Source organism: Marinobacter sp. LV10MA510-1, assembly GCF_002563885.1.
Classification (GTDB): Bacteria; Pseudomonadota; Gammaproteobacteria; order Pseudomonadales; family Oleiphilaceae; genus Marinobacter.
This window is the reverse complement of sequence record NZ_PDJA01000001.1, coordinates 1,652,920-1,679,241: the sequence shown is the minus strand read 5'-3', so window position 1 is coordinate 1,679,241 and position 26,322 is coordinate 1,652,920. Positions and strand designations below refer to the sequence as shown.

Below are 26,322 nucleotides of genomic sequence, written 5' to 3'. Positions count from 1 at the left end.
TTGTTGAATGAAGGCGATGAACCGGAAGATCGGTGTTGGGGTGTTGTGGAATCTGGCAGGCCTGTTCATGACTCGGGGTGCCAGTACGCTGTTTATGCTGTTCCTTGCCCGCTTGCTGGCACCGGAAGCCTTTGGCCTTATAGCAATGGCAACAGTGGTGTTTGAGCTGGCGAGTGCTTTTATCAACTCAGGGCTTGGCGCAGCGTTGATTCAAAGCAAAACGGTTTCCGATGCAGACCTCAACACCGTGTTCTACACCAACCTGCTGCTCAGCGGGCTAGCCTATGCGGTGCTGTTTTTCGGTTCACCCTACGTTGCTGGATTCTATAGCCAGCCAGAACTGACCACCCTGATACAAGTGATGGGTTTGGTGGTGTTTATTAATGCTGCCAAAGTAGTGCAAATGGCCGTTCTTAGCCGTGAGATGGACTTCAAGTCACAGATGAAGGCCAACACTTTGAGCGTTGCAGTGTCTGGCATTTTGGCCGTTACGGCAGCTTGGCGTGACTGGGGTGTGTGGAGCCTGGTTGTACAGATGCTGAGTGCCTCGCTTATATCCGCGCTTGTGCTGTGGTTCGTCAGCCAATGGCGTCCGGCCATTCAGTTTAGTGGAGAGTCGTTTTCTAGACTGTTCCGCTTTGGCAGAAATTTGTTGGCAGAGGGAATGCTTTCGGTTCTTTACCGAAACTCCTATATCTTAGTGATCGGTCGATTTTTCAGTGCTGAAGTTACAGGGTTGTACTTCCTCGCCAAAAAATTCAGCAACTTGGTTTCCCAGCAGCTAACGGGTGCGGTACAGCAGGCAACGTTCCCTGCATTGTCCACACTTCAGGACGACAACGAGGCTCTCAGGCACAAATATCGGCAGATAATGCAGTTGATGATGTTTGTGATTGCTCCGATTATGGCGTTGTTGGCGGGACTTTCACCAGCGTTGTTTGCGCTATTGTTTGATGAAAGGTGGGCGGCGGCAGTGCCCTACCTGCAGTTGCTGTGTGTCGTTGGTGCTTTGTACCCATTGCATGCGTTAAATATGAACTTGCTTACTGTGAAAGGCCGTCCAGATCTGATATTAAAAGTTGGTTTAATGAAAAAGGCTGTCAACCTAACGTTGCTCTTTTTGGCGATACCTTATGGTGTTTTTGGGATTGTTGTCAGTCAGGTGATTGGGGCGTTTTTGGCGTTGATTCCCAATACATATTTTTCTGCACGACTGGTTGGGTATTCGCTCCGGGATCAGATTAAAGATGTTGTGAAACCACTATTTGCTGCGCTTATTGCTGGGTTTGGTTCCTGGTTTATGGTGCAGCAGAGTGAGGGGAACTTATTTCTTTGGTTTACTGGCGGCGCATTGGTAGGGGCAGGGAGTTATCTGGCCATGAGCTTTGTAGTTAGGGCCGAGGGTGCTTCTATGCTATTCACTAAGGCGAAAGCCATGAAAAGCAAAAAATCTAAAGGGAAAGTTTATGAATAAGTACTTTTGGGTTGGTTGTTAATTCATGTCGAATAAAAAAACTCAGATTTCTTTTCATAAGTCATCAGAAAGTATTCCGAAACCGCCGAAGCCTAGGCTGGAAGATGAGATACTTAGTCAATGGAAAAGTGATCCTAATAATCCGCTAGTAACTATCCTGTGTATTGCATACGACCACGAGCCCTATATAGAGGATGCGCTAAACAGCTTCCTGGCTCAGGACACCGACTTCCCATTTGAAATATGGGTTCATGATGATGCATCTACAGATGGCACACGTGAGATCATAGAGCGTTATCAGGCTGAATACCCGCGGATCGTCAAGGCAGTTCTTCAGAAAGAGAACAGGTATTCCCAAGGCTACAGGCCGTTAAGATTCCTAAAGGACGTTTGCAGAGGAAAATATTGTGCGTTGTGTGAAGGAGACGATTATTGGGTCAGTGCGCAAAAACTTACCAGGCAGGTGGCTGCGATGGAACGTAACCCTGCCTCTGGGCTCAGCATTCACCCAGCGTATCAGATAAATGTCACTAGCAATCGAACTATATCTATGTTCGATAAAGGGAATGCTGAAGCGGTGCTAGATGTTGCAGAAGCGGTCGCGTCAGCAAATCAGTATTCGCCCACTGCCTCTTATTTTTTCAGAACAAAAGAATTTCAATCGATGCCTAGGTGGTTTTTTGAGGCGCGAGATCTTCCATTTGGGGACTATTTTATTGAGGCTATAATGGGTCGTAATGGCTTAGTTTATTTGCCGGATTTATATAGTGTTTATCGGCGAAATACTCCAGGCTCATTTACTGAACGAACAAGTCGAACCACTGATGAGAAGCTTGTAGCTCGTATGCAAGCAGTGCTGTCGTATACATATAAGCTAAAAGAGTATCCCGAGATACCAAGATTTGCTATTCAGCATAGGCGTTCGAATGTTTTTCTTGATTATCAGAATATGGCGATCACTAGGAATTCATTTGAAATGTTTCAGATGGTTCAAGAGATTTCGAAGAATATTGGCGAAACACTTCCTTACTCTAGAGAGCTAGCCGGTACTAACAAAATTACTTTCGTTATCTTCGTGAAAATGCGCAGAGTGATTTTGTTAATAAAAAATTTGGCTTATCGCTATCGAATTGTTCGCTTCGAAAAATAGCGCTGGCCTACTCAACCGGAGTATGAACTTAGAATGCGGGCTCACTCTCCCACGAAAAACTCAATAAAAGCTTTCTATGATATCCGTTAATTTAACAACTACCAGACAGCGACTAAACCTGTGTCGGATTGCATTGACCTCGATACTGCTCCAGTCACTGCTCCCGGACCGAATCAACTTGTGGGTATCGCGTGATGCCTACTTACGGGACCAAGGAATCTCTGATCAGGAGTCGATTGACGTACTGTTCAAATCTTTGCCAGAGTCGAGCACGAACGTGGTGTGTATCCGTTGGGTAGATAACACCGGTCCTTATCGAAAGCTAATCCCTGCTCTCCGAGAGGCCGGGCCCGATGACCTGATTGTTACCGCAGATGACGATATTTTCTACGGAAGAGACTGGTTGCAAGGACTGATTGAGGCCTACGATCCAGCCGAGGGAGTTCCCTCGGCCTCCAGAGTCCGTCGTATAAGAACAAATTTCATCGGGAAGTTGACATCCTATATCTACTGGACGTTATACGAGGAAGCCTCAGTAATTCGAGAAGATTATGTTGTAACCTTCGGTGGGGGAGTTGTCCTAGCCCGGTCAATGTTTAGAGAAGATGATATTTTCGACGAAAGCTTCCTGACCATTGCACCAACAGCTGATGACCTGTGGTATTCGAAATTACTCAGCCGGAACGGTACGCCTGTCCGGGTTATTCCGCGGCTGCTATCTGAGCTTCACTTTGTTCAGCACAATGATGGGCTCACTAATCACAACTTTCCAAAAGTCTCGACTTTTATTCATAAAATTCGTGTTCGGGTCTGGGATCAGGTTGTTGGGTTTTTCGGTTATCCGGTGTGTGGGAATGATATTGCATTCAGGAAGATTGAGCGTTATTTTTCGAGTTGATACATGAGCTATATGAAATCGTGAAAATTAATCCCTAAAGCTCTCCATTTCTAATTAAAACTATTAAAATTAATACATTATGGAAAAATTTGATGTGTTTAATGGTGATGCCGATGGTATCTGCGCCTTAATCCAATTGCGCTTAGCCGATCCCGCCGAAACAGTTCTGATTACGGGTGCAAAGCGGGATGTAGCTCTGGCTCAAAGGGTGCCGGCTGTCGAAGCGACACAAGTCAATATTCTTGATGTCAGTCTGGACAAGAACCGAGAGGCCGTCGATAACTTGCTGGCCACCGGTTGCCAGGTGTTCTATGTGGATCACCATTTCCCCGGTGAGAACTTGCCGGATCACCACAACTTCACAGCCTTGATTGATACCCAGCCTACTACCTGCACCAGTCTATTGGTCGACCAGCATTTGAGAGGACGCTTTCACAATTGGGCAATTGTGGCCGCGTTTGGCGATAATCTGAATGCCGTAGCTGAAGGGCTTGCGCTGGAAGCCGGGTTAACAGCGAAGCAGGCTACAGATCTGAAAACCCTTGGTGTGTGCATCAATTATAACGGTTACGGCGCCACAGTAGCGGATTTGCACTTTCACCCGGCGGATCTCTACCGTGAGTTTGTGAAGTTTGCGGATCCTCTTGAACTGATAGCTTCCGAGCAGCCGGCCTGGCAGAAACTGCAGGATGGCTATAAGGCCGATATGGCCGGCGGTTTGGCGGCTCCGGTGATGGCAGAAAACGCCTCCTCCATTGTTGTAAAGCTCCCCGATGAGCTTTGGGCCAGGCGAGTGAGCGGCGTGTTGGGCAATGAGCTGGCCAATCGCAACCCAGATAAGGCCTGCGGCATTGTGACCGAGAACGCCGATGGTAGTTATCTGGTGAGCATTCGCGCGCCTTTGAACAACCGTACCGGCGCCGATAAGCTGGCTCGCCAATTTCCTAGCGGGGGTGGCCGTAAAGCTGCTGCGGGCATCAATGCCCTGCCAACAAGCCGGCTGAACGAATTTCTGAATGCAATTGCTGAATTCTGGAGCTAACGGATTACCATGACTTTAACCCCTCCCAAGAAAACCCACCTCAAACAGCTTGAGGCGGAATCCATCCACATCATCCGCGAAGTGGCCGCCGAGTTTGATAACCCGGTGATGCTGTATTCGGTGGGCAAGGATTCCGCCGTTATGCTGCACTTGGCGATGAAAGCCTTTGCGCCGGGCAAACCTCCGTTCCCGCTGATGCATGTGGATACCACCTGGAAGTTCCGGGAGATGATTACCTTTCGGGATAAGATGGCGGAAAAGGTGGGCTTGAAGCTGATTGTGCACACCAACCAGGAAGGCGTAGCGCAGGGTGTCGGGCCATTTACCCATGGCAGCGCCAAGCACACCGATGTGATGAAAACTCAAGCGCTCAAACAGGCGTTGGAAAAATACGGCTTTGATGCCGCTTTCGGCGGTGCTCGCCGTGATGAAGAAAAATCACGTGCCAAGGAACGCGTCTACTCGTTCCGGGACAAGTTCCATCGGTGGGATCCGAAAAACCAGCGCCCCGAACTTTGGAACCTGTATAACGGCAAGGTCAACAAAGGCGAGAGCATTCGGGTATTTCCCTTGTCTAACTGGACTGAGCTGGATATCTGGCAATATATCTATCTGGAAGGTATCGATATTGTGCCCCTGTATCTGGCCGCTGAGCGCCCAGTGGTCGAGCGGGATGGCACGCTGATTATGGTCGATGATGAAAGAATGCCGATGGAGCCTGGTGAAACCCCACAAATGAAGAGGGTCCGCTTCCGGACCCTGGGCTGCTACCCACTGACCGGCGCCGTAGAATCTGATGCAACCACCCTGCCGGAAATTATTCAGGAGATGCTTCTGACCAAAACATCGGAGCGCCAGGGGCGGGTTATTGACCACGACTCTTCAGCCTCCATGGAACAGAAGAAACGCGAAGGATACTTTTAAGGAATTGTTATGTCACACGCATCTGAATTAATTGAATCCGATATCCTCGCGTACCTGGACCAGCACGAGAACAAAGACCTGCTGCGTTTTTTAACCTGCGGCAGTGTGGATGATGGCAAATCGACGTTAATTGGTCGCTTGTTGTTCGATTCCAAGCTGATTTTTGAAGATCACCTTGCGTCACTTCATAAAGACAATGAACGCCAAGGTAACGCCGGTGAAGCACTGGACTTGGCGTTGCTGGTCGATGGCCTTGCGTCAGAGCGCGAACAAGGAATTACCATCGACGTGGCTTATCGCTACTTTTCGACCGACAAGCGCAAGTTCATCATTGCCGATTGCCCAGGGCACGAGCAGTACACCCGCAACATGGCCACCGGCGCTTCTACGTGTGATCTCGCCGTGGTGATGATTGATGCCCGCAAGGGAGTACTTACCCAATCCCGCAGGCACAGCTTTATTGTCAGTTTGCTGGGCCTGAAACACATCGTTGTCGCCATCAACAAGATGGATTTGGTGGGTTACTCCGAAGAAGTATTCAATAAAATTCGAGCCGAATACGAGACGCTCGCAGCACAACTGGGCCTGAAGGATGTGTACTACGTGCCCATCTCTGCCCTGAACGGCGATAACGTGGTTAACCGGAGCGCAAGCATGCCCTGGTACCACGGCGAGACTCTGATGAACATTCTGGAGCAGGTAGAACTGCGGGAAGACCAGAACGTCACGGACCTCCGTTTCCCGGTGCAATATGTGAACCGCCCTAACCTCGATTTCCGTGGCTACTGCGGCACCGTGGCCAGCGGTGTGGTACACAAGGGCGACACCTTAGCCGTATTGCCCTCAGGCAGAAGCTCCCGGGTAAAAGGCATTCATACTTATGACGGCGAAATTGAACTTGCATGGCCGGGCGACGCAATAACCATCACCTTGGAAGATGAAGTCGATATCTCCCGAGGGGATCTGCTGGTGCACGCCAGCCAGCAACCCGCCATGGGCGAACGCTTCGCCGCCCACTTAGTGTGGATGAATGAGAAAGCGCTGGTGCCCGGGCGTGAATACGGCATTAAAATGGGCACCAAAGTGACCAGTTGCTTTGTTAATGAGGTGCTCGAAGAGGTCGACGTAAACACCCTTGAGCGCCATAAGCACATCGCCGGCGGGCTAGAGCTGAACGCCATTGGCTTGTGTGACCTTCAGTTGACGGAACCTGTTGTGATGGAAAACTACCAGAGCCATCCGGGTACCGGTGCTTTCATCCTGATTGACCGTCTTACCAACGTAACCGTGGCAGCGGGTATGGTGGAGCGTGCGTTGGATGGCTCGGGTGATTTGCAAACGCGGGAGTACACTGAGGCCGAGCGTAACCTCAACCGGTTTATCCGCGAAAATTACCCCGAGTGGGCCTGTAAATCTGTTTAGTTCCCGAAGTCAGATTCCAAAGGAGTTCTGTTTTGGCAGACGATATTGTTTGGCACGATCACAAAGTTGTCCGCTCTCAGCGCGCTGAGAACAAGAACCAGAAGCCTTGCCTGCTCTGGTTTACGGGCCTAAGTGGTTCCGGAAAATCCACCATCGCCAATGCGCTGGATGTGGCATTGCACAGCCGTGGATACCACACGTTCTTGTTGGATGGCGATAACGTTCGCCATGGTTTGTGCAGCGACCTAGGCTTCTCCGATGAGGATAGGGTGGAAAACATCCGCCGCATTGGTGAGGTGAGTAAGCTGTTTGCTGATGCAGGGTTGATTGTATTGAGTGCGTTTATCTCACCCTTCAACAGTGATCGGCGTTTGGTGCGGAAGTTGTTTCCAGCAGGTGAATTTATTGAAGTGTTTATGGATGCATCTCTCGAAACCTGCGAATCCCGGGATCCAAAAGGCTTGTATCAGAAAGCACGTTCCGGTGAAATCAAGCAATTCACCGGTATCGATTCCCCGTACGAAGTGCCTGCCCATCCGGAGCTGCGACTGGACACCTCCCGCATGTCAGTGGACGACTGCGTGGATGCTCTTGTTGCCTACCTGCTTGAGCGGGAAATGATAGCCCGCAAGGATTAACTCCATGGAGTGGCAAGGCATCGTTACCCTGATAACACTGTTTTCGGTGTTGTCGGCGCTCTCGCTTACTCGTGTTTCCGCTGATTTGGTTCTGATGGCGGCTTTGGCGTTTCTGTTGATTACAGGAATCCTGGGGCCGGCGGAGGCGTTGGCAGGCTTCGGAAATCCCGGGGTGATTACGATTGCCACTTTATATGTGGTGGCAGCCGGACTTAAAGAAACGGGCGCGGTGCAGTGGATTGCGCGCCTGTTGCTGGGCCACCCCAAAACGGAAAAAGGGGCGCAGCTTAGGATGATCGCTCCCACCGGTATTCTCAGTGGTTTTATGAATAACACCGCAGTGGTGGCGATGTTCATTCCCGCGATCCAGGACTGGGCTAAGCGCTTAGGCATACCCGCTTCCAAGCTACTGCTACCTCTGAGCTATGCTGCCATTCTTGGTGGTACGTGCACATTGATTGGTACCAGTACCAACTTGGTAGTCGATGGCATGTTGCAGAGCAGCCTTGGTATTCATCTGGGGTTGTTTGAGTTGGCCTGGGTTGGGGTTCCACTGCTTCTTGTGGGGGGCGCGTTTTTAGTTCTGTTTGCTTCCAGGATTCTTCCAGATAGGGGCGGTGTCACAGAGGAGCTTGACCTTGTACGGGAGTACGGCGTTGAGGTTGAAGTGGTAGGTCCCGGGCCACTGGTTGACAAGACCATATCAGAAGCCGGTTTGCGTGCCCTTAGCTACGGCTATCTTACTGAAATTGATCGTGGTGGGCGCCTCATAACCGCTGTAGAGCCAGATCGGGTGCTGCAGTCGGGAGATCGTCTTTATTTTGTGGGCGCTCCTGAATGCGCCAGTGAATTGCGTCGAATTCAAGGCCTGAAACCGGCTAATGGTGATGTTCAAAAGCTGGATGTGGCTAACCATCAGCGATGCCTCGTAGAAGTTGTGTTGGGGCCTGAGTTCCCGGGTTTGGCCAAAACAATTCGCGACAGTCAGTTTCGTACCCGTTTTAGTGCTGTGATTCTGTCCTTGTCCCGTGACGGTAAGCGGGTACCCGGCAAGCTGGGTGATATCACCTTTCGAATGGGCGATACGCTTTTACTCGAGGCGAGTCATCAGTTTGTGGAGCATTACCGGTTCCGTAGGGATTTCTTGCTGGTTAGTGCGCTCAACGACTCAACGCCGCCGGATTTTCGCAAAGCACCCAGAGCGCTGGGAATACTCGCATTGATGGTGTTGGTCAGTGCATCTGGTTTATTACAGATTATGGAGGCTGCATTTTTGGCCGCTGGTGCGATGATTTTTTCAGGTTGCATCACCGCCAGCCGTGCTCGGCGCAGTGTGGATCTGCCAGTGTTAGTGGTTATTGCGGCGTCGTTTGCGCTGGGCAATGCAATGACAGTCACTGGGGCTGCCGCATGGGTTGCGGGTGGTCTTCTCGGGTTCGGTGAGCTAACCCCCTGGGTTGCTCTGGTGCTGATTTATGTTCTGACAGCCATTTTTACTGAGATGATCACCAACAACGCTGCAGCAGTCTTGATGTTTCCCATAGCTTTGGCGGTTTCACAGCAGCTTGGTGTTAACTTTCTGCCTTATGCTGTCGCGGTAATGTTTGCGGCCTCTGCCTCTTTTATTACGCCACTCGGTTATCAAACCAATCTTATGGTGTACGGCCCGGGAAGGTATCGTTTTGGGGATTATGTTCGGATTGGATTTCCGCTTAGCCTGCTGGCTGGTGGGGTGGTTTTGTCTTTGGTGCCTTTGTTTTGGGAGTTTTAATTTGAAATGGTCCATCAATGCCCCATAACTATTCATCCCTTTCACCCTCAGGCTTCGAAACACTCGCCGCCGACATACTCTCGGCGGCGCATTCGGTTGCGTTCGAACGTTACGGTGAAGGGCCAGATGGCGGTATTGACTGCAAGCACGTAACCGCAGAAGGGGATGTTTGGGCAACCCAGGCATGGGCAAAAGCACTACCGCCGGGCAAATTGCCTTGCAGCTGCAGATTGAAACACCCAGCGCCGAGCTTATTTGGGTAAATGACCGTAATTTTGACCAGGCACTGCAACTGTTCCGCCCGCAGGCCAACCAAATTCTGGTGCTGGATGACTTTTTAGGCGCCACCTTCCTTCACAATGTCGGTATTCTGGCGTTCGAGCGTGATTGGCAGGCACTGTTGTTTAGAGCCAAACAGGCAAACGGCCAATTAAAGTGTCTGTTCACCACACGCAATTACATATTAGAACAGGCGCTTACCCAGCTTGAAGGCGGCAATTCCGCCATCGCCCAGCTGTGCCGGCAAGCTGTTCAGTTGGAACACGCCAGTGCAAAACTGCGCGCAGAGTTGGTGTACCGCCTGGTTTATGCGGCGGGCTTTACAGAGGCGCAAACAACAACGCTGGTTAAAGAAGAGCTCTATTGGCCGCTGGTCAAGGCAACCGACTTTTCGCCCCGGCTTATTAAGATGTTTTGTGAAAAACTGACCTCAGTGCCAGCAGCACAGTTAAAATCCACCATAGAGCAGGGCATTGAGGGCCAAACACAACTCTGGCAGCACGTCTTCAAACGCCAAAGCCCGGAAGCGCAAACGCTATTGTACCTTTGTGTTCTTGCCGGCAATTACGCCAACGGCACTGAGTTAAAACGGGCATTCAACACCCTATACCCGCAAATACAGGGGCGAATGGCACCCCTTAATGGGTTTGACCAAGCGCTGATAGAGCTTGAGCCCACGTTTATAACCACGGCTCAGCACCTGAACGACATTTGGGTGAGCCCGGCTAACCCAAGCCTCGTGGATTTTCTACAGGGCGGTATTAACAACAATAACCCGCTAATAGACGCGTTAATTCACAGCCTGGAACACTTTGATTGGGGCCTGAAGAATTTCAAAATAGCAGAAGGCTCCAGCAGCCCCGTTGCGCTCAAGCCAAAACAACGGGATGCATTGATCGACAAATTACTCGAATTGCTGACGGAACCGGGCAGCCATCTATTGCAAACTCGGCAGGTCAATTCTTTAGAGTGGCGCAATCGCCCGGACACCTTCGGTGGCAAGCTGACGAAACTGTGGCGGTTAGTGATGAACGACGCTCAGCAAGCACGTGTGCTGGCAGAAAAGCTCAAGGGTCAGTTACCAGCCACACATGATTGGCCTGAGCTTTACAAACAAGGCACCATGGCCGAACTATTGGATATAACGCGCTACCTGGTCCGCAACCATCAGCTAAAGCTTTGGCAACTGGCCATGCACAACCTGAACAACAGCGAAGACGCCGCCGCACTTGCCACATTTTACCAATCGAACAGCGACGCCGAGAAAGCACTGAAACCGCAATGGGCCTTGTTAGAAGATAATATTCTGGATGCTTGTGAAAGCGAAATAGACAGAACAGAGGACCCCGATCATCTGGAAAACATATTAGCTGACCTTTACCGCATAGAAGATGCGTTGGAACTGGATGTAAGGCCTTGTATCCACGATATTTACGGTAAGGTCTTTGAAGATGACTGTGGCGACGAGGCATTTGACGAACCGCTTGCAAGCTACTACCAATACCCGGAAACGCCCGATGAACAAGGTGATATTGAAAGGCAGCTTTTGAGGGTGAGGGCAGAAGTGGATGAGATGTTTTTGGGGGGCTGTTGAAGGTTTCAGGGGACAGATTTGAAATCTGTCCCCGCTTTTCACTAGATTTTCAAAGTGTCTCAGCTTAGCGATGGGATCTGGTCACCATTGATGCCATGGGATGTCAGAAAAAGATCGCGGCCGCCAAGAAACGCGGTACCACATTGTAAAAGAGTTTACAGAAGAATTTCAAGAGCTTAGCTGTTAGCGGCCCGTCAGCACTGGTATATCGAGAATAAATTGCATTGGTCTTTGGACGTAGCACTGCATGAAGACGCCTGTAAAATCCATCGTGGTTACGCCGCTGAGAACCTCGCGAGAGTGCGTCATATCGCGTTGAATTATCTAAAAGGTGAAACGAATTTTAAAGGCGGCATCCGGCGCAAACAGAAGAAAGCGGCACTGGATGAACACTACCTTGCTGCGATTCTCGCGGTGTGAAATGTTTCATGCGTTTTCCCTGCAGCCCTGCCCCCGTCAGACTCGAAACCTCTTTAAACGCGAAAGTTAGTTAAGCGAAGGCTCCATGAAAAAGACTCCTACCGAACCAACCTGGAAATACGAACGTGGAGAAGGTCGCCATAAGCATCGCTGGAAAAATGACTACGCCGGTTTCGAGCCTGGAGATAAAGGCCCGGTCGGGAAGTGCCCCAAAAGTATGACAGAGGATCTGGCGACTAAAATCCTCAACCAAGGTGTGCCATACTACGATGATCCGGGCGATCAAATACCGGCAAAGATCTACACAGTGTACAAAGGTGTGATTTACGAAGCGGCACCTACGATGCCCGGCATCTCCTGGCACGGATATCCTTGGCGAGGTGATCTGAAAGGCCGCAGGCCCCTGCCGGGTAAAATTATTAAATGGCTGAGAAGGCAAGCGGAACAAGCCGGCCACGGTAACGAGTTTGAGCAATGGCTAAACAACTATACTTAGGTTCCAGAGATGGCGTTTTTCTGGAATTACAGCTGGACACCAAGCGAGCTGATGAGCCCGGCCTGATTTGGGGCAAGGGGCGTCTGCGTATTAATGGTTCAGACGCTCTGGCCGGTGAACACGATGGAGCTGTTGAGTGGACATGGGTGGACTTGTTGGAATGGCTTGCCAAAAACTGGGCCTACCTTCTGTGCGAGCAGAGCTTCCCCTTTCTGGTTGCGGCCACTGAGATTTCTACGTTAATGAGAGATTTGGAAAAACGCTGGGAGAACATGGCTGAAGAGAGGGTTGAAGATGAAGAGGAAGAAGCCTATCGCTTTCTCGATCGTCATGATCTGGTAAGTGCCTTTAAGGGGCTTTATTTCCCCGCCATTTTTGTCATGCGTCAGGGGGCCTTGGTAGAGGTTTCCAATGTTGAGAATGGAAAGACAGTGCGCCTTCCGCTGGAGCAGGTCGTTACGGATTTGGAAGCAATCGGTAACAAACTTGCAAGCCTGGCTCACGGCGCCGGTGAGGGGCGTGGCCAGCTGGCAGCGCAACAATGGTTGGCTCGCGAACAACAGCTGGAAAGCAGGGCGCTGCCCCTGTTAACTGGGCTATCTACTGAAGCGCTAGCCCTGATGAACCCTGAAAATGACTCTACATTTTGGGAGCAAGACCCAGCAGCGCCCCTGGCGGATAGCGAATTGATGGCCGCAGCAAGGATGACTAGCGGTGTGCTCCTTGCAGAAGGGCAGGTGCAAATCTTCGACATGATTCGCGGTTTGGATAACACCTCTACGGATGAGCTGGATACATTGACAGATGCCTTGGCCATTGACTTTAAAGAAGTGGGCAAACCCTATGATCAAGGCTATTGGGCCGCAACTTGGCTACGTCGAAAGCTTTGCCTGAAGGAAGCAGGGGTTGTTCAACCGGCGGTGTTGTTAAGGGCATGGGGTGTTCGAATTCAGGATTTTGAAATGCCTGACTGTAAGTTGGATGCGTTAGCGTGCTGGGGGCCTAGACATGGCCCAGCGATACTTGTCAACAAATCGCACGAAAGCACGCCCGCGAACCTGCATGGTGAAAACACAACGCTAGCCCACGAAATATGTCATCTTCTTTTAGACCGCAAAGGCGCATTACCCGTTGCCGAAGTACTAAACGGCAATACCCCTGAACGTCTAGAAAAACGTGCCCGGGCATTTGCGGCTGAATTTTTGTTGCCCAGATGCATTGCCGCTACCGCAGTGCAGCAAGCCAGTGCTCTAAAAGATGCCGTGGTCAATCTGTCTGATAAGTATGCTGTAAGTAATGAGCTGGTCTGCTGGCAGATTATCAATTCTGAAACCTATACAGCGTTAACGGACAGCGAACAGCGCTGGTTGCAAAGCCTGGTTGGGCGCAAAGGCTGAGGCTGTACTCGCCTCGCTCCTGTTCTGAGCAAACACAGCTTTTTTTGTGATTCAAAGACGTTGGATGCGCTAATTAGATCCGACAACTTTATTCTTGGGTGATATATGGGCTATGAAGAAGACGACACAAATCAACCCAGGCAAGAGCTTTCCGAAACGGGAGTGCAAATAGGTATAGAGCTTGATGAGGATGAAGGCGTTATTGAGCCATTTGACCCCAGTAAGATCACGATCGAACAAAAAGCAGTGCCAATGGACACAATCTTGCGCCGATTGAAGCAAGGGACCTTAATTCTGTCGCCGTCGTTTCAGCGCAAAGAGGTCTGGAACGACAGTAAGAAGAGCCGGCTGATTGAATCGATTATGCTCAATATTCCTCTGCCGATGTTTTATGTGGCTGAGGATGACTTGGGCAAATGGGAAGTTGTGGATGGATTGCAACGTTTGGCGGCCATCCGTAATTTTTTGTACGGTGACAAAGATGGTGTGTTACTGAAGCTCAAAGATCTTGAGTTTTTAAGTAAACGCTTTGATGGCAAGACATTCAGAGCTATTGAGAGTAACCCCGAGGATCAGAAGATCGTAAATACACTGTTAGAAACAGAAATGCGATTTACGATTATCAATCCAGGTACGCCAGAAGCGGTTAAACGCAACATTTTCAAACGTATTAATACCGGGGGAATGCCTTTAACATCGCAAGAAATTCGCCATGCACTGTATGAAGGGCAGTCATCAGACTTGCTGCAAGAAATGGTTGCCTTAGATGATTTTATCAATGCAGTGGGTCGACGTATTGACGACAGCCGCATGGGGGCCAGTGAACTTATTCTCCGGTTATTATCATTCATGATTATGGATAGGGCTGCATATAAGTCCGGAATGGATGAGTGGCTCAGTAATGCTATGCGCCTTATTAACGTATTCCCAAGCCCAACTGCCGAACAAGTCAAGATTGTTTTTAAAGATACAATACAACCTGATTTGAAACTTCAGAATATTGGGGAAGTTAAAACAAGATTTAGCTTGGCCATGCAGCGTGCCGCCCAGTTGTTTAAAGGTCACGCGTTCAGAAAATCTTTGCCTGGTGATGAAAGAAAATCACCCGTGAACAAATCTTTGTTCGAAGTTTGGGGCAACCTCCTTGCAGAAATGCCAGAGCCTGAATTTAATCTGTTGCTAGTAGAAAAAGAAAGATTTTTCTCAGATTATGAACATCTGCTTAGCAAGCCGGAATTTGTAAATTCCATCAGCCGACACTCCTCTTCACAAAAGGGGGTTATAGACAGTTTCCAAAGCGTTTCACGACTTATTCAGAACTTTTTGGGTCATATAAATGATTAATAGCCTTTCGATCAACAACTTTAAATCCTTCCCCAACGAAACGCTGGATTTAGCACCGTTAACCTTGTTGGCAGGCCTGAACAGCAGCGGTAAGAGTTCTGTCATACAGGCATTAAGAATGCACAATGCAGCGCTGGCTGGTCAATCACCTTTGCTGACAGGCTATGGCGGTCTGGATGAACTACGTTCTCGGTTTTCAAGCCCTAAAGATGCTGTAACCGTTGGTCTGCGTTGGAAGGGTGGCCAAACTAGCAATTTAGTGCTGAACGATAATCATCTTGATCAGCCAAAAAAAGGTCCTGAATTTTTCTATGTGGGAGCTGATCGTCTGGGGCCGCAGCCCAACTTGCCTATGTCAGGCAATTTGTTAACCAGCCCGCATGTGGGTGATCGGGGTGAGTTTGCTTTTGATTTTGTTACTCGGCTTATCGAACAAAACTACATTGTTCCAGACCTATTGCGCCACGATAATGCTCAAAGTATGACGTTTGAGCATGTGCTGCAGGGTTGGCTATCTGAAATATCGCCCGGCGTAAAGTTCACGTTTAATCGTGTAAAAAAAGCCGATATTACCCATGCAGAGGTGGACTCTTTTCGTCCAACCAATGTGGGTTTTGGCTTAAGCTATACCTTGCCCATTATTGCTGCGGCCTTGGGTTCAGCTGCCAAGCCTGTCAGTGATGAGGGCAATAGTCAGTGGGTGGAAGCGTGGGAAGCACGTAAGCAGACTAATGGTGTACTGCTTGCGCTTGAAAACCCCGAAGCGCACCTGCATCCTAGAGGGCAAACGGCTATGGGGCGCCTTCTGGCACTTTGCGCAGCCCATGGGACGCAGGTTGTTGTGGAAACCCATAGCGAGCATGTTATGGATGCCATACGCATCGCCGTAAAAAGTAATGAAATAACCAGCGATCAAGTTAAGTTTTATTACTTCTCAAAAAATAATGATATGCCTACAAAGGTGCATTCGCCTGTTCTTAGTGAAAACGGCAAGCTCGATTTCTGGCCAGAAGGGTTCTTTGATCAAACGTTGAAAAACCGAGCAATGCTTGCCAAGAGGTAGTAATCAATGGATTTGATTTTTTGCATCAACCAGAATAGCTTCCCAGCAGTAGACTCCTGTACCGGCAACGAGTTGTTTGATGATGCAGTACAGGGTGTGCTGGCTTTACTGGGTGGGGGCAAAGATCGGTGTCTGTTTTACTACGACTCAAATGGTGAGTCGTTACATTCTCTGGATATTGCAGAAGGCTTTACCTACGAAAACTTTCTACAAGGCTGCGATCCCGATCTTCAGCTGTTTTTGTACGAAGTTGAAGATAAAAGCCCTGCGCTGGACGCTCTCACGGATGATCAGATCGACGAAATGGCGGCTTATAATTTTTATCTCGCAGGCCATGCATTGGATCATTATTCCGATGTATATAGCCTCGCTTGGGTGACTTCGGGTTTTTTGTTGAGCCTTGCTACAGACCCAAAATGGCAGAAGGAAGCGCTTAGAATTAGCAAAACCGGTGATAGCGGCCGGTTTGTTGATGATTTTCTCTTACTTAAAAACGTAGCCAGCCAGAAGCATGGCAAGCTTCATTGGCAGCAGCTTCACACCATCGATCTGAATACATTTCTTTCAGGCCACGTTGCTTCTAACGAATTTATCGACTGGTTTGCGCAGCTGGAAACAGCTAATCAGAAAATAGTAGCTGATAAAATAAAGCTGGCGGTTGACAAAGGTTTTCAGGGTGGCAGGCCACTTTTTGATAGCCTTAATAATAGTGATGCCGTAAGAGAAATTCGTATGTCTGCTTTTGCTGGTGGTGCAATCAGAGTACTTTTCAAACATCATTTTGAAAAAAATTACATACTGTTAATCGGTTTCATCAAGCATAGCGATGACGAAGGCTACGCCAAAAATATAACCGCAGCTGAGCGAATCTATAATAATATGCTAAATTGACATTCTACTTAGTCGGCCCTGCATAAATAAAAAATCAATAATACTAATGCGTTTTTTGCCAGGGCTAAAAATAGTCGGTGTTGTTATAGTATTCCGTAGCGAAAGTGATGAAGTGTCAGAAGAACCTATGATTCGTTACTACATCAGTTCGGCCGAGCTGAGCGCAAAAAAGCTCGCGGAAGCGGACCGTCAGCACTGGTATATCGAGAATAAATTGCACTGATCTTTGGATTGCGGCACTGGATGAAAACTATCATGCTGCGATTCTCGCGGTATGAAATGTTTCATGTGTTTGCCCAGGAACACTAAAGGCTTGTTGCGGCAATACATGCCGAAGGAAACCGACCTCTCTGTGTTCAGCCAGGATGAGCTGGACGTTTTTGTCTTCCAGCTCAACACACGGCCTCGAAAGCGGTTAGGCTTTAAACCACTGCTGGAAGTGTTTATGGATCTGATCAACCGTACCCACGAAGCGCCATCAGGCGTTCATTAAACCGAGTGTTGCACTTGGAGTTGGAGACCGCCCAACTACGATCGGAGTGTCATGAGATATGCACTATAACTCGTCACTTCAGACGGTAAACTTCGAGAAGCTATTTACGTGGGCTATAATTAAGCATGCCTAGTTAAAGGGAGTCAAATATAGTTTGATGATCAAAGGCTTTTCTAAATCTACCTTCAAATCTGGGTCTTTAATGAGCTCTGATCAATGAGTAATTCAATTTCAAAGATTCCTTTCGCACGAATTAAAGTCGCATATGTAGCGGGCTTTCTCAGCATTTTTTTTTCGTTATTTAGTTGGGTTGGTTTTGGTATTCTTAATCTTGATAGTCAACCATATGCCCTCATGTTTTGGTTGTTTTTTTTAGGTATGAGCTACAGGTTTGTTAAATTTCCAAAGCTATTGTTGTTGCCTCTTATTTTCGCGTATCTTGGTTTTTTTTTAGCAACGTTAGCTGACTTATCTTCGCTAGATATTAATCTTCTTGGTCGCGCGGGATTTAATTACCTTTCTTTTTATATCATATTCATTGGGTTTTATAATTTTATTTCCAGGTTTGGCGTACCTATAAATCTGCTATGGTTTGCTCTTTTTCTTTGGGCCATGGGTGCACTTGCAGAAATTTTTTATCCAGAGGTTATGTCGATCCTTTCGCCAAGGAGAACTACAAGTGATAGAGGATTAACTTCGTTTGCGCCGGAGCCTACGTTTTTTGCGGTATTTTCAATTTTTGTATTATGGATAATTTGTTGTCACTATAGTTATTCTAGGCGAATTGTTGTTCTTTCGCTATTCACATCACTAGTTTTTGTTGTGGTTCTGGCAAAATCTACTATGGGCATTTTGTTTTTAAGTATATTTTTAGTTTTTATATTTTTATATGTTACATTAAAGAAGTGGGTAAGCTGGAAAGATCCTTTTTTGCTTTTAGCAACTGCTTTTTCTGTTCTGGCCATTCCCTATTTTGGAGCTCAGTATTTTTCTAATGCGAGTGATATTAATCGCATCGGTGTTGTTGTAAAGTCTGTGTTTTTAGAAGGTAAATACCTAGATATATTTTTAAGTGATGCAAGTATGAACAGTCGGCTAGAAGATGTTGTATTTTCTTTCCACGGCTTCTTTATGAATTTGGGGATGCCGGGGGGGGGCTTCGAGCTTCTCTGATATGCGATTGACCTTGAATGAATATTACGGCGGCATTTTTTGGTACTCAACTGGCTCAAATAAAATTATGAGTTGGCTAGGAGATTGGTCTTATCAGCTAGGAGTATTTGGAATATTGATGCTGGTTGTATTATTCAAATCTCTTTATAACGGAAGTCTAACTAGACTACTTGAGCTAGTGGTTTTAGCCGTGTTCTTGTTAGCAGCCATCCCTGTAGGTTTTCCTTTAGTTCCTGCACTCATGGCTTTATGGGTTTACAAGGACAACTGTAAAAGACGTACTGTTTATCAAAATATTTGAGTAATTTAAAGGAAGTATCAAACTTAAGAATTATAGAATAAGTGCAGCACTTTGGGTCAACTAAGTAGCGAATAGAAAGCTGACCTATTGCTTTACCGACCAAAGACCAAAGACCAAAGGCCAAAGACCAAAGCGAAGAAGATGTTAGGTGCTTACGGCTGACCAAGGCATTATGATACTAGATTTCGGCCTTCTTGAGTGTAGGTTAGGGCCTGCAATCGATTACACAAGTGCTGAACTGTCGTAACTAAACTATCGGTCAGGAAGTTTTTTTGCAATCGAGGCGAGAGAGACTGCGAAACGAAACTAGAAAGCTAATTGTCGCCTTATCGACGCAAAAAAAACATTCAAAGCTTACCAAAGAGTACCATCGCAATGATGCATTGGGTGATAAAATAAAATAAGTACGAATTGAATCTAGATTAGATAGCCACCTTTATAAGGTGATCTAAAACTGTCTAAATCAGTAATTAGTAGATTTATAATTCGATTTATCCGGTTAGAACAGCAGTCGGTGGCAGGCAATTTCCGTCTCGGTCACAAGGATTCTAGTGCGACTTCCCTAATTGAAAGGATCGCGATTCCTGTATCTTTGTAGGCTGCGTACTGAAACTGAAAGCCCACTTAGTTATAGATGTCATAATCCGTGAATTAAAGTTTACCAGAGGGGTAGTACATACGCTGGCATTGGACAACGGTTCTGAGTTTGCGAACCATCAGACGTTTAGTCAAACGCTGGCGCTGGCTTCGTATTTCTGTGATCTTTACCGATCCAGTCAGTGAGGCCCACGCGAGAATGCGAACGGCGTAATGAGGCAATACTTCTTTGAAGAGGCCGACGTAGCCGAAGCGCTCAGAAAGACAATTAGGCGAGTCGCGAACATACTAAACAACCAGCCAAGAAAGCGGCTTGGCCATCGCACACCGGCGTGCGTTTTTCGAGGCAAATGCCCAGGAAGTTCAGATGCGATTGGTGTCGCACTTGAAACTTAAATTAAAGACTATAGGTGTATGAGTGAATTGCGATTTAGTTAGTGTTTATTTGCCAACCTTTAACAGAGTTGACCTTTTAAAAAGAGCTGTCTCATCGGTTCTTGAGCAATCATATGAGAATATCGAGTTATTGATTGTAGACGACGGCTCAGATGATGGTACAACATCGTACCTCGAAAAGTTGACTTCTGAAGATTCTAGGGTTCGTGTTTTAGAAAAGAATGGTCCGAAGGGAGCACCTGCATCAAGAAATACAGCTATAGAGAATGCTACTGGAAAATATATCACTGGTTTAGATGATGATGATTATATTGAGTTCAACCATATTGAGCTCTTGTTTAGTAAGTATGTACCATCAGTTTCTTGCGTTTTTTCAAGACGGTACAACTGGAAAGATCTGGTTTTTTCTCCAGTTTGTTATCTTGCAAAGCGCGTTCATTTTCAGCAGCTTTTATATTTTAACATTATTGGAAACCAAGTTTTTACAGAAACTTGGAAGCTGAAAAAAATTGATGGTTTTGATGAGAGGTTCCCGGCACTCCAAGATTATGATACTTGGCTTAGGTTGGTTAAAGAATTTGGGCCGGCTAAGATGATTGTCTCGAATTCATATAATGTTGACACTGCTCATGGCGCTGAAAGAATAACAGATAATTGGGAAAGAAGAGTTTTTTCCTTTTGTATGCTTGAGAAAAAGCATGTTGATGAGAGTCAGCGGGCTATAAGAAATAGTTTTTGTTTGCGAAAATACATAATTAGTAACGGAGTTGCTGGCGATATCCGCTGGTTTTATTTTTTTAATCCTATGAATTTTAGGATAATTCTTAGCATGACTAAAAAATATATAAACATTACCTTCAATAAAATTTTTTGAATCTTGGGTTCATAGAATAATAGCTGGATATTAGTTTTTGGTATACACCATTTTTGTAAGCTAGTGATAATAGGTATCAATGAAGTTTTTTACTAAACCAATTAAGAAGATGTGATGTTGAAAATTGCTCTTATTAATACAGTAGTTGATCGTGGTGGTGCAGGGCGTATTGTAGCCGATATCCACAGAACGATACATGATGCAGGCCATTCTAGCTTTGTATTTTACGGGCGGGGGAGACAGCCTGACGACGAGTCGATGATGAAGTTTTCCGATGAGCTTGGTGTTCTTATTCATGGAGCTGGTTCAAGGCTTTTTGATGCCCAAGGACTTCTTTCTTTACGCGCCACACATCGGTTAATTAAGCTGCTTACCCAATTTGAGCCTGACGTGGTTCATCTTCACAATGCCCACGGGTATTATCTTAATTTCCCGTTGTTTTTCAACTATCTGAAAGAGCAGTCACTTCCTTTGGTCTGGACGCTCCATGATTGTTGGCCTTTCACAGGGCACTGTGCTCACTTTGAGTATGTGGGCTGTGATAGATGGAAAATAGGCTGTGGGAGCTGCCCACAGACTCGAGAATATCCTGCTACATTTTTGGACAGGTCTCGAGCCAATTATGAGAAGAAACGTAGCAGCTTCACCAGTCTGTCGAAATGCAGAATAGTAGCGCCTTCTCAATGGCTGAAAAATCACATCGATCAATCGTTTCTTAAAGACTACCAAAATCTGGTTATTAACAATGGCGTGGATCTTGAAGTATTCAATCGTATTCCGGGTGCTACGTTTTTTGGTGATTTAACAAAAGATGGTAAGAAAATAATCCTTGGTGTGGCGAGTATCTGGAATAAAAAGAAAGGTGTTGAGGTTTTTGCTGAGCTATCTCACCTATTGCATGCTGGTGAACGCCTGGTGCTCGTTGGCAAAATGTCGAAGCACCTTAGACAAACTTTTTCTGAAAACGTTGTGCTGATAGATCGTGTCGATGATTTAGCTGCCTTGGCTAAGCTGTATTCTTTGGCCAACGTTTTTGTAAACCCTACGTTTGAAGATACCTTTCCCACTACGAATCTGGAGGCATTGGCTTGTGGGCTGCCTGTAGTGACGTTTCCTACCGGAGGAAGTCCAGAGACGATTAATTTTCGTTATGGTTCGGTTTGTTCACCAACTGCTCTGGGCGCACTTAAGGCGGCGCGGTCCTTTTATGTGTTAGACGCTGAGGTTGTTGCCGAGGAGTGTCGAGCTCACGCAGTAAAGAATTTTAATAAGTGGGATCGGTTCCAGGAATATATACAAGTTTATAAAGAACTCGTGAATGATAAGGACTTAATGTATGACTAAAAAAGCGTTGATTACAGGTGTGACTGGCCAAGATGGCTCTTACCTCGCTGAATTCTTGCTCGAGAAGGGTTATGAAGTTCATGGCATCAAACGCCGTGCCTCATCGTTTAACACTCAGCGTGTGGATCATATTTATCAAGATCCTCACGTAAAGCACCAGAATTTCGTTCTTCACTACGGCGATCTTACAGACTCCTCTAACCTCACCCGTATTTTGCAGGAAGTCCAGCCCGATGAAGTCTACAACTTAGGCGCTCAGTCCCACGTAGCGGTGTCGTTCGAATCTCCGGAATACACTGCCGATGTGGATGCGATGGGCACCTTGCGGTTGCTGGAAGCTATTCGCCTGTTGGGGTTGGAAAAGAAAACAAAATTTTATCAAGCCTCGACGTCAGAGCTTTACGGACTGGTACAAGAAACACCGCAAAAAGAGACTACGCCGTTCTACCCGCGCTCGCCTTATGCGGTAGCCAAGCTTTACGCTTACTGGATTACGGTGAATTACCGTGAGGCATACGGTATGTACGCTTGTAATGGCCTGCTGTTCAACCACGAATCTCCTCGGCGCGGTGAGACCTTTGTTACCCGCAAGATTACTCGTGGTTTGGCCAACATTGCTCAGGGTCTTGAAGACTGTTTGTACATGGGCAACATGGACGCGCTGCGCGACTGGGGTCACGCTAAAGATTACGTACGCATGCAATGGATGATGTTGCAGCAGGAGCACCCGGAAGATTTTGTGATTGCCACCGGAGTTCAGTATTCCGTTCGCCAGTTTATTGAATGGTCGGCTAAGGAGCTGGGTCTGATGCTGCGTTTTGAGGGGCAGGGCGTTGATGAGGTGGCAGTGATTGAAGCCATTGCGGGCGATAGCACTCCGGCGTTGAAGGTTGGAGATATTGTTGTTCGAGTGGACCCGCGCTATTTCCGTCCGGCTGAAGTGGAAACTTTATTAGGCGATCCTACCAAAGCGAAAGAAAAGCTGGGCTGGACTCCAGAAATCACTGTACAAGAAATGTGTTCGGAAATGGTGGCAAACGATTTGAAAATCGCCAAACGCCACGCGCTGCTCAAGCAACATGGTTTCGCAGTTCCGGTTTCAGTGGAGAATTAATTGGTTATGGCTAAGCAACGCATATTGGTAGCAGGGCACAAAGGTATGGTGGGTTCCGCGCTGGTACGACAACTGCAGAACAACTCTGACGTTGAACTGATTACCCGTAGTAGGTCCGAATTGAACTTACTGGACCAAGCAGCGGTGCAGCAGTTTTTCCGGCAGGAACACATTGACCAGGTTTATCTCGCTGCAGCAAAAGTAGGTGGCATACATGCTAACAGCACCTATCCAGCGGACTTTATCTACGAAAACCTAATAATCGAAGCCAATATTATTCACGCTGCCCATCTAGTTGGCGTTCAGAAATTGCTGTTCCTCGGCTCTTCGTGCATTTACCCAAAGATGGCCGAACAGCCCATGAAAGAAGAGGCCTTGCTAACGGGAGCGCTTGAGCCCACCAACGAATCTTACGCCATAGCTAAAATCGCCGGCATCAAACTGTGCGAGGGCTACAATCGCCAATACGGCCGTGACTACAGAAGCGTAATGCCCACTAATCTTTATGGCTTGAATGACAATTTTCACCCAGAAAATAGCCACGTAATCCCAGCCATGATGCGCCGTTTTCATGAAGCGAAATGCGCCGGAGCTGATGAAGTGTTGGTATGGGGAAGCGGCAAGCCTATGCGTGAATTCCTGCATGTAGACGACATGGCTGCCGCTAGTGTGTATGTGATGGGCCTGAACAACGATACGTACGAGGCCAATACTCAGCCCATGCTTTCACATATCAATGTGGGCACCGGCGTGGACTGTACGATTCGCGAATTGGCTGAAACCATGAAGCGTGTGATTGGCTTTGACGGGGAGTTGGCGTTCGACGCCAGCAAACCTGACGGTACGCCGCGTAAATTGATGGATGTTTCGCGGTTGCGGGCGCTTGGGTGGCAAGCGAGCATTTCGCTGGAATCTGGGCTTCAGCAAACGTATAGCTGGTTTGTCGCAAATCAGGGAGTGCTGAGAGGTTAAAGCCCTCTCGGTTTCCGCTGCTGCGAAGACATCATCAAGTAGTTCACCAAAGGAGCGAACATGCTTACCCCTGTAGTGATGGCCGGAGGTAAAGGCTCTCGGCTTTGGCCCCTATCCCGGCAGCTTAACCCCAAACAGTTTTTGAAACTTTGTGGAGATTTCACATTATTGCAGCAGACTCTGGCACGGCTTGAGGGCTTAGATGTCGCCGTGCCGGTAATCATCTGCAATGAGGAGCACCGCTTTATAGTGGCGGAACAGCTTCGGCAGTCCAGGATAACTAATGCCGATATTTTTCTGGAGCCGGTTGGGCGTAACACCGCACCCGCAATAGCGCTGGCAGCGATCAAGGCCAGAATGGATGGGCACGACCCCCTGTTGCTGGTTCTCGCCGCTGATCATTACATTGAAAACCAAGAGGTTTTCCGGCAAGCCGTAATGCAGGCAAAAAAATTGGCGGGGCAAGGTAAGCTCGTAACATTCGGTATTGTGCCAAAACATGCAGAAACCGGATACGGGTATATACAACGCGGTGAAGAGTTGGGTAACGGTAGCTACCGAGTCGCTGGATTTGTGGAAAAGCCAGACCTGGTAACCGCTCAGGGCTATTTGGCTGGTGGCGACTACTACTGGAACAGCGGCATGTTCATGTTCAAAGCTAGCGTGTACCTGAGGGAGTTGGCTGAGTTTCGCCCAGATATTCTCGACGTTTGCGAAAAGTCACTGGAGGAAGCTCATAAGGATTTGGATTTTATACGAGTTGATGCTGCCACTTTCGCCCAGTGCCCCGAAGATTCCATCGATTACGCAGTAATGGAGAAAACTCAGGAGGGCGTTGTAGTTCCTTTGGATGCGGGTTGGAGTGATATCGGCTCTTGGTCGGCCTTGTGGGAAATTGGCGATAAAGATGAACAGGGCAATGTTTGCAAGGGCGATGTGTTGGCACTGGAGACCCATAACAGCCTCATCCACGCGGAGCATAAACTGGTTGCAACATTGGGTGTGGATAACCTGGTAGTGGTAGAAACCAAGGATGCAGTATTAGTGGCACACAAAGACCGGGTGCAGGAAGTGAAAAAAATAGTGGAAGCCCTTAAAAACGACGGTCGCCATGAGCATATGAACCACCGCGAAGTTTATCGGCCCTGGGGTATCTACGATTCCATTGATAACGGTAATCGCTATCAGGTCAAGCGAATCACGGTCAAACCCGGAGCGAAGCTGTCGGTCCAGCTACATCATCATCGTGCCGAGCATTGGATCGTTGTTAGCGGGACTGCGATGGTGACGAATGGAGAGGATCAGTTTTTGGTTACCGAAAATCAGTCCACGTACATCCCGATAGGGCAGGTGCACTGCCTGGAGAACCCAGGTGTGATTCCGTTGGAGCTCATTGAGGTTCAGTCAGGTTCCTATCTTGGAGAAGATGACATAGTGAGGTTGAAAGATCAGTATGGCCGCGCTTAGCTCGAATAAGCTTAAGGTCTCGATTATCACGGTGTGCTTTAATAGTGAAAGTACAATTCGTGACACGCTGGATTCCGTGCGGTCACAAAACTATGAAAATATAGAACATATAATCGTGGACGGTGGTTCGTCTGATCGCACCATGGACATTGTTACAGAGTACCGGGAATGGCTGGGGCCTGTTGTCAGTGAGTCAGACAAGGGCCTTTACGACGCAATGAACAAGGGCATTGGTATGGCCAGCGGCGATATCATTGGCATTTTGAATTCTGATGATTTCTATGAAAGTACGAATGTTATCGAAGTGGCGGTCGCGGTTTTTCTCAGTGACCCCGATCTCGACATTCTTTTTGGTGATGTGGTTTTTGTTAATTCTGAGGATCTCGACACGATCACCCGCTTTTACCGTGCCGGACATTTTCGGCCCTGGAAATTGCGTTTTGGTTGGATGCCGCCTCATCCAGCCACTTTTGTGACCAAAGCTGTTTATGAAAAGCATGGAAAATATCGGCTGGACATGAAAATCTCGGCTGATTACGAGATGTTTGTGCGTTGGCTTAGCAAGGCGAAGCTGAAGTATATTTGGGTAGACCGAGTGATTGTAAGGATGCGGGCAGGGGGGGTTAGCACTGGCGGTTTGAAAAGCAGTTTGATTCTCAATAAGGAAATTGTTCGTGCCTGCAAGGAGAACGGTCTGTACACCAATTTGATGCTCGTGCTTACCAAGATTCCCTTCAAGTGCTTAGAACTCTTGAGGCTCCCCAAGCGCGTCAAGGATTAGGGAAAAT

General features: G+C 47.7%; 24 protein-coding genes. All 24 read left to right on the top strand.

Translation table 11 applies throughout. The annotated features are described in order from the left end of the window. The first annotated feature begins 7 nt into the window (after positions 1-7). The 24 genes from ATI45_RS08060 to ATI45_RS07955 all read left to right on the top strand — a co-directional run bounded on the left by ATI45_RS08060 (position 8) and on the right by ATI45_RS07955 (position 26,315). A complete protein-coding gene (locus tag ATI45_RS08060; RefSeq protein WP_098419032.1) occupies positions 8-1,474 on the top strand; it encodes a lipopolysaccharide biosynthesis protein in 1,467 nt (488 codons plus the stop codon). Between the two features lie 25 nt (positions 1,475-1,499). Next, positions 1,500-2,624 (top strand): glycosyltransferase family 2 protein, encoded by a 1,125-nt coding sequence (locus ATI45_RS08055; protein ID WP_098419031.1) that lies wholly within the window; start codon positions 1,500-1,502, stop codon positions 2,622-2,624. 178 nt (positions 2,625-2,802) lie between these two features. Beyond that, positions 2,803-3,522 (top strand): glycosyltransferase, encoded by a 720-nt coding sequence (locus tag ATI45_RS08050; protein ID WP_179888394.1) that lies wholly within the window; start codon positions 2,803-2,805, stop codon positions 3,520-3,522. Positions 3,523-3,601: 79 nt separating this feature from the next. Continuing rightward, positions 3,602-4,564 (top strand): DHH family phosphoesterase, encoded by a 963-nt coding sequence (locus tag ATI45_RS08045; protein ID WP_098419029.1) that lies wholly within the window; start codon positions 3,602-3,604, stop codon positions 4,562-4,564. Between the two features lie 9 nt (positions 4,565-4,573). After that, complete coding sequence (cysD, locus tag ATI45_RS08040; RefSeq protein WP_098419028.1) at positions 4,574-5,488, top strand: sulfate adenylyltransferase subunit CysD; 915 nt, start codon at positions 4,574-4,576, stop codon at positions 5,486-5,488. A 9-nt stretch (positions 5,489-5,497) separates the two neighbouring features. Further along, entirely contained in the window at positions 5,498-6,910 is a 1,413-nt protein-coding gene (gene cysN, locus ATI45_RS08035) for a sulfate adenylyltransferase subunit CysN (protein ID WP_098419027.1), read from the top strand. A gap of 32 nt (positions 6,911-6,942) precedes the next feature. Further along, entirely contained in the window at positions 6,943-7,548 is a 606-nt protein-coding gene (gene cysC, locus ATI45_RS08030) for an adenylyl-sulfate kinase (protein WP_098419026.1), read from the top strand. Between the two features lie 4 nt (positions 7,549-7,552). Next, complete coding sequence (locus ATI45_RS08025) at positions 7,553-9,319, top strand: SLC13 family permease (RefSeq protein WP_098419025.1); 1,767 nt, start codon at positions 7,553-7,555, stop codon at positions 9,317-9,319. Positions 9,320-9,488: 169 nt separating this feature from the next. After that, positions 9,489-11,192: a hypothetical protein gene (locus ATI45_RS08020; RefSeq protein WP_323807638.1), complete on the top strand. Its 1,704-nt coding sequence runs from the start codon at positions 9,489-9,491 to the stop codon at positions 11,190-11,192. Between the two features lie 231 nt (positions 11,193-11,423). Beyond that, on the top strand, positions 11,424-11,612 hold the full coding sequence (locus tag ATI45_RS08015; protein ID WP_098419023.1) for a hypothetical protein: 189 nt from the start codon (positions 11,424-11,426) through the stop codon (positions 11,610-11,612). 85 nt (positions 11,613-11,697) lie between these two features. Further along, complete coding sequence (locus ATI45_RS08010; RefSeq protein WP_098419022.1) at positions 11,698-12,108, top strand: hypothetical protein; 411 nt, start codon at positions 11,698-11,700, stop codon at positions 12,106-12,108. A gap of 146 nt (positions 12,109-12,254) precedes the next feature. Then, positions 12,255-13,505: an ImmA/IrrE family metallo-endopeptidase gene (locus ATI45_RS08005; RefSeq protein ID WP_228735953.1), complete on the top strand. Its 1,251-nt coding sequence runs from the start codon at positions 12,255-12,257 to the stop codon at positions 13,503-13,505. A 105-nt stretch (positions 13,506-13,610) separates the two neighbouring features. Beyond that, the gene (locus tag ATI45_RS08000; RefSeq protein WP_098419020.1) at positions 13,611-14,849 is read left to right on the top strand and encodes a DUF262 domain-containing protein; all 1,239 of its coding nucleotides are present in this window, start codon (positions 13,611-13,613) and stop codon (positions 14,847-14,849) included. Continuing rightward, complete coding sequence (locus tag ATI45_RS07995; RefSeq protein ID WP_098419019.1) at positions 14,842-15,912, top strand: AAA family ATPase; 1,071 nt, start codon at positions 14,842-14,844, stop codon at positions 15,910-15,912. The genes ATI45_RS08000 and ATI45_RS07995 overlap by 8 nt, the downstream gene beginning before the upstream one ends. 6 nt (positions 15,913-15,918) lie before the next feature. Beyond that, positions 15,919-16,803 (top strand): type II toxin-antitoxin system RelE/ParE family toxin, encoded by an 885-nt coding sequence (locus ATI45_RS07990; protein ID WP_098419018.1) that lies wholly within the window; start codon positions 15,919-15,921, stop codon positions 16,801-16,803. Between the two features lie 328 nt (positions 16,804-17,131). Beyond that, positions 17,132-17,296 (top strand): hypothetical protein, encoded by a 165-nt coding sequence (locus tag ATI45_RS22240; protein WP_179888393.1) that lies wholly within the window; start codon positions 17,132-17,134, stop codon positions 17,294-17,296. 216 nt (positions 17,297-17,512) lie between these two features. Continuing rightward, positions 17,513-18,469, top strand: a complete 957-nt coding sequence (locus ATI45_RS07985; protein ID WP_098419017.1) for a hypothetical protein — start codon at positions 17,513-17,515, stop codon at positions 18,467-18,469. A 13-nt stretch (positions 18,470-18,482) separates the two neighbouring features. Further along, positions 18,483-18,770, top strand: coding sequence for a hypothetical protein (locus tag ATI45_RS21885; protein WP_143751146.1), 288 nt, complete (start codon positions 18,483-18,485; stop codon positions 18,768-18,770). A gap of 1,015 nt (positions 18,771-19,785) precedes the next feature. Then, positions 19,786-20,637 (top strand): glycosyltransferase, encoded by an 852-nt coding sequence (locus tag ATI45_RS07980; protein ID WP_098419016.1) that lies wholly within the window; start codon positions 19,786-19,788, stop codon positions 20,635-20,637. Positions 20,638-20,751: 114 nt separating this feature from the next. Then, positions 20,752-21,981 (top strand): glycosyltransferase, encoded by a 1,230-nt coding sequence (locus ATI45_RS07975; protein WP_098419015.1) that lies wholly within the window; start codon positions 20,752-20,754, stop codon positions 21,979-21,981. Further along, a complete protein-coding gene (gmd, locus tag ATI45_RS07970) occupies positions 21,974-23,095 on the top strand; it encodes a GDP-mannose 4,6-dehydratase (RefSeq protein WP_098419014.1) in 1,122 nt (373 codons plus the stop codon). Before ATI45_RS07975 ends, gmd begins: the two co-directional genes overlap by 8 nt. Positions 23,096-23,101: 6 nt before the next feature. Continuing rightward, a complete protein-coding gene (gene fcl, locus ATI45_RS07965; protein ID WP_098421690.1) occupies positions 23,102-24,067 on the top strand; it encodes a GDP-L-fucose synthase in 966 nt (321 codons plus the stop codon). Between the two features lie 60 nt (positions 24,068-24,127). Continuing rightward, complete coding sequence (locus tag ATI45_RS07960) at positions 24,128-25,534, top strand: mannose-1-phosphate guanylyltransferase/mannose-6-phosphate isomerase (RefSeq protein ID WP_098419013.1); 1,407 nt, start codon at positions 24,128-24,130, stop codon at positions 25,532-25,534. Continuing rightward, on the top strand, positions 25,521-26,315 hold the full coding sequence (locus tag ATI45_RS07955) for a glycosyltransferase family 2 protein (RefSeq protein ID WP_098419012.1): 795 nt from the start codon (positions 25,521-25,523) through the stop codon (positions 26,313-26,315). Before ATI45_RS07960 ends, ATI45_RS07955 begins: the two co-directional genes overlap by 14 nt. Positions 26,316-26,322 lie beyond the last annotated feature (7 nt).

Bases quoted from the DNA above. Each gene is read 5' to 3' on its own strand.
- ATI45_RS08060 (WP_098419032.1), top strand. From the start codon at position 8: ATGAAGGCGATGAACCGGAAGATCGGTGTTGGGGTGTTGTGGAATCTG.
- ATI45_RS08055 (WP_098419031.1), top strand. From the start codon at position 1,500: ATGTCGAATAAAAAAACTCAGATTTCTTTTCATAAGTCATCAGAAAGT.
- ATI45_RS08045 (WP_098419029.1), top strand. From the start codon at position 3,602: ATGGAAAAATTTGATGTGTTTAATGGTGATGCCGATGGTATCTGCGCC.
- cysD (WP_098419028.1), top strand. From the start codon at position 4,574: ATGACTTTAACCCCTCCCAAGAAAACCCACCTCAAACAGCTTGAGGCG.
- cysN (WP_098419027.1), top strand. From the start codon at position 5,498: ATGTCACACGCATCTGAATTAATTGAATCCGATATCCTCGCGTACCTG.
- ATI45_RS08025 (WP_098419025.1), top strand. From the start codon at position 7,553: ATGGAGTGGCAAGGCATCGTTACCCTGATAACACTGTTTTCGGTGTTG.
- ATI45_RS08010 (WP_098419022.1), top strand. From the start codon at position 11,698: ATGAAAAAGACTCCTACCGAACCAACCTGGAAATACGAACGTGGAGAA.
- ATI45_RS08000 (WP_098419020.1), top strand. From the start codon at position 13,611: ATGGGCTATGAAGAAGACGACACAAATCAACCCAGGCAAGAGCTTTCC.
- ATI45_RS07995 (WP_098419019.1), top strand. From the start codon at position 14,842: ATGATTAATAGCCTTTCGATCAACAACTTTAAATCCTTCCCCAACGAA.
- ATI45_RS07990 (WP_098419018.1), top strand. From the start codon at position 15,919: ATGGATTTGATTTTTTGCATCAACCAGAATAGCTTCCCAGCAGTAGAC.
- ATI45_RS22240 (WP_179888393.1), top strand. From the start codon at position 17,132: ATGCCGAAGGAAACCGACCTCTCTGTGTTCAGCCAGGATGAGCTGGAC.
- ATI45_RS07985 (WP_098419017.1), top strand. From the start codon at position 17,513: ATGAGTAATTCAATTTCAAAGATTCCTTTCGCACGAATTAAAGTCGCA.
- ATI45_RS07975 (WP_098419015.1), top strand. From the start codon at position 20,752: ATGTTGAAAATTGCTCTTATTAATACAGTAGTTGATCGTGGTGGTGCA.
- gmd (WP_098419014.1), top strand. From the start codon at position 21,974: ATGACTAAAAAAGCGTTGATTACAGGTGTGACTGGCCAAGATGGCTCT.
- fcl (WP_098421690.1), top strand. From the start codon at position 23,102: ATGGCTAAGCAACGCATATTGGTAGCAGGGCACAAAGGTATGGTGGGT.
- ATI45_RS07960 (WP_098419013.1), top strand. From the start codon at position 24,128: ATGCTTACCCCTGTAGTGATGGCCGGAGGTAAAGGCTCTCGGCTTTGG.
- ATI45_RS07955 (WP_098419012.1), top strand. From the start codon at position 25,521: ATGGCCGCGCTTAGCTCGAATAAGCTTAAGGTCTCGATTATCACGGTG.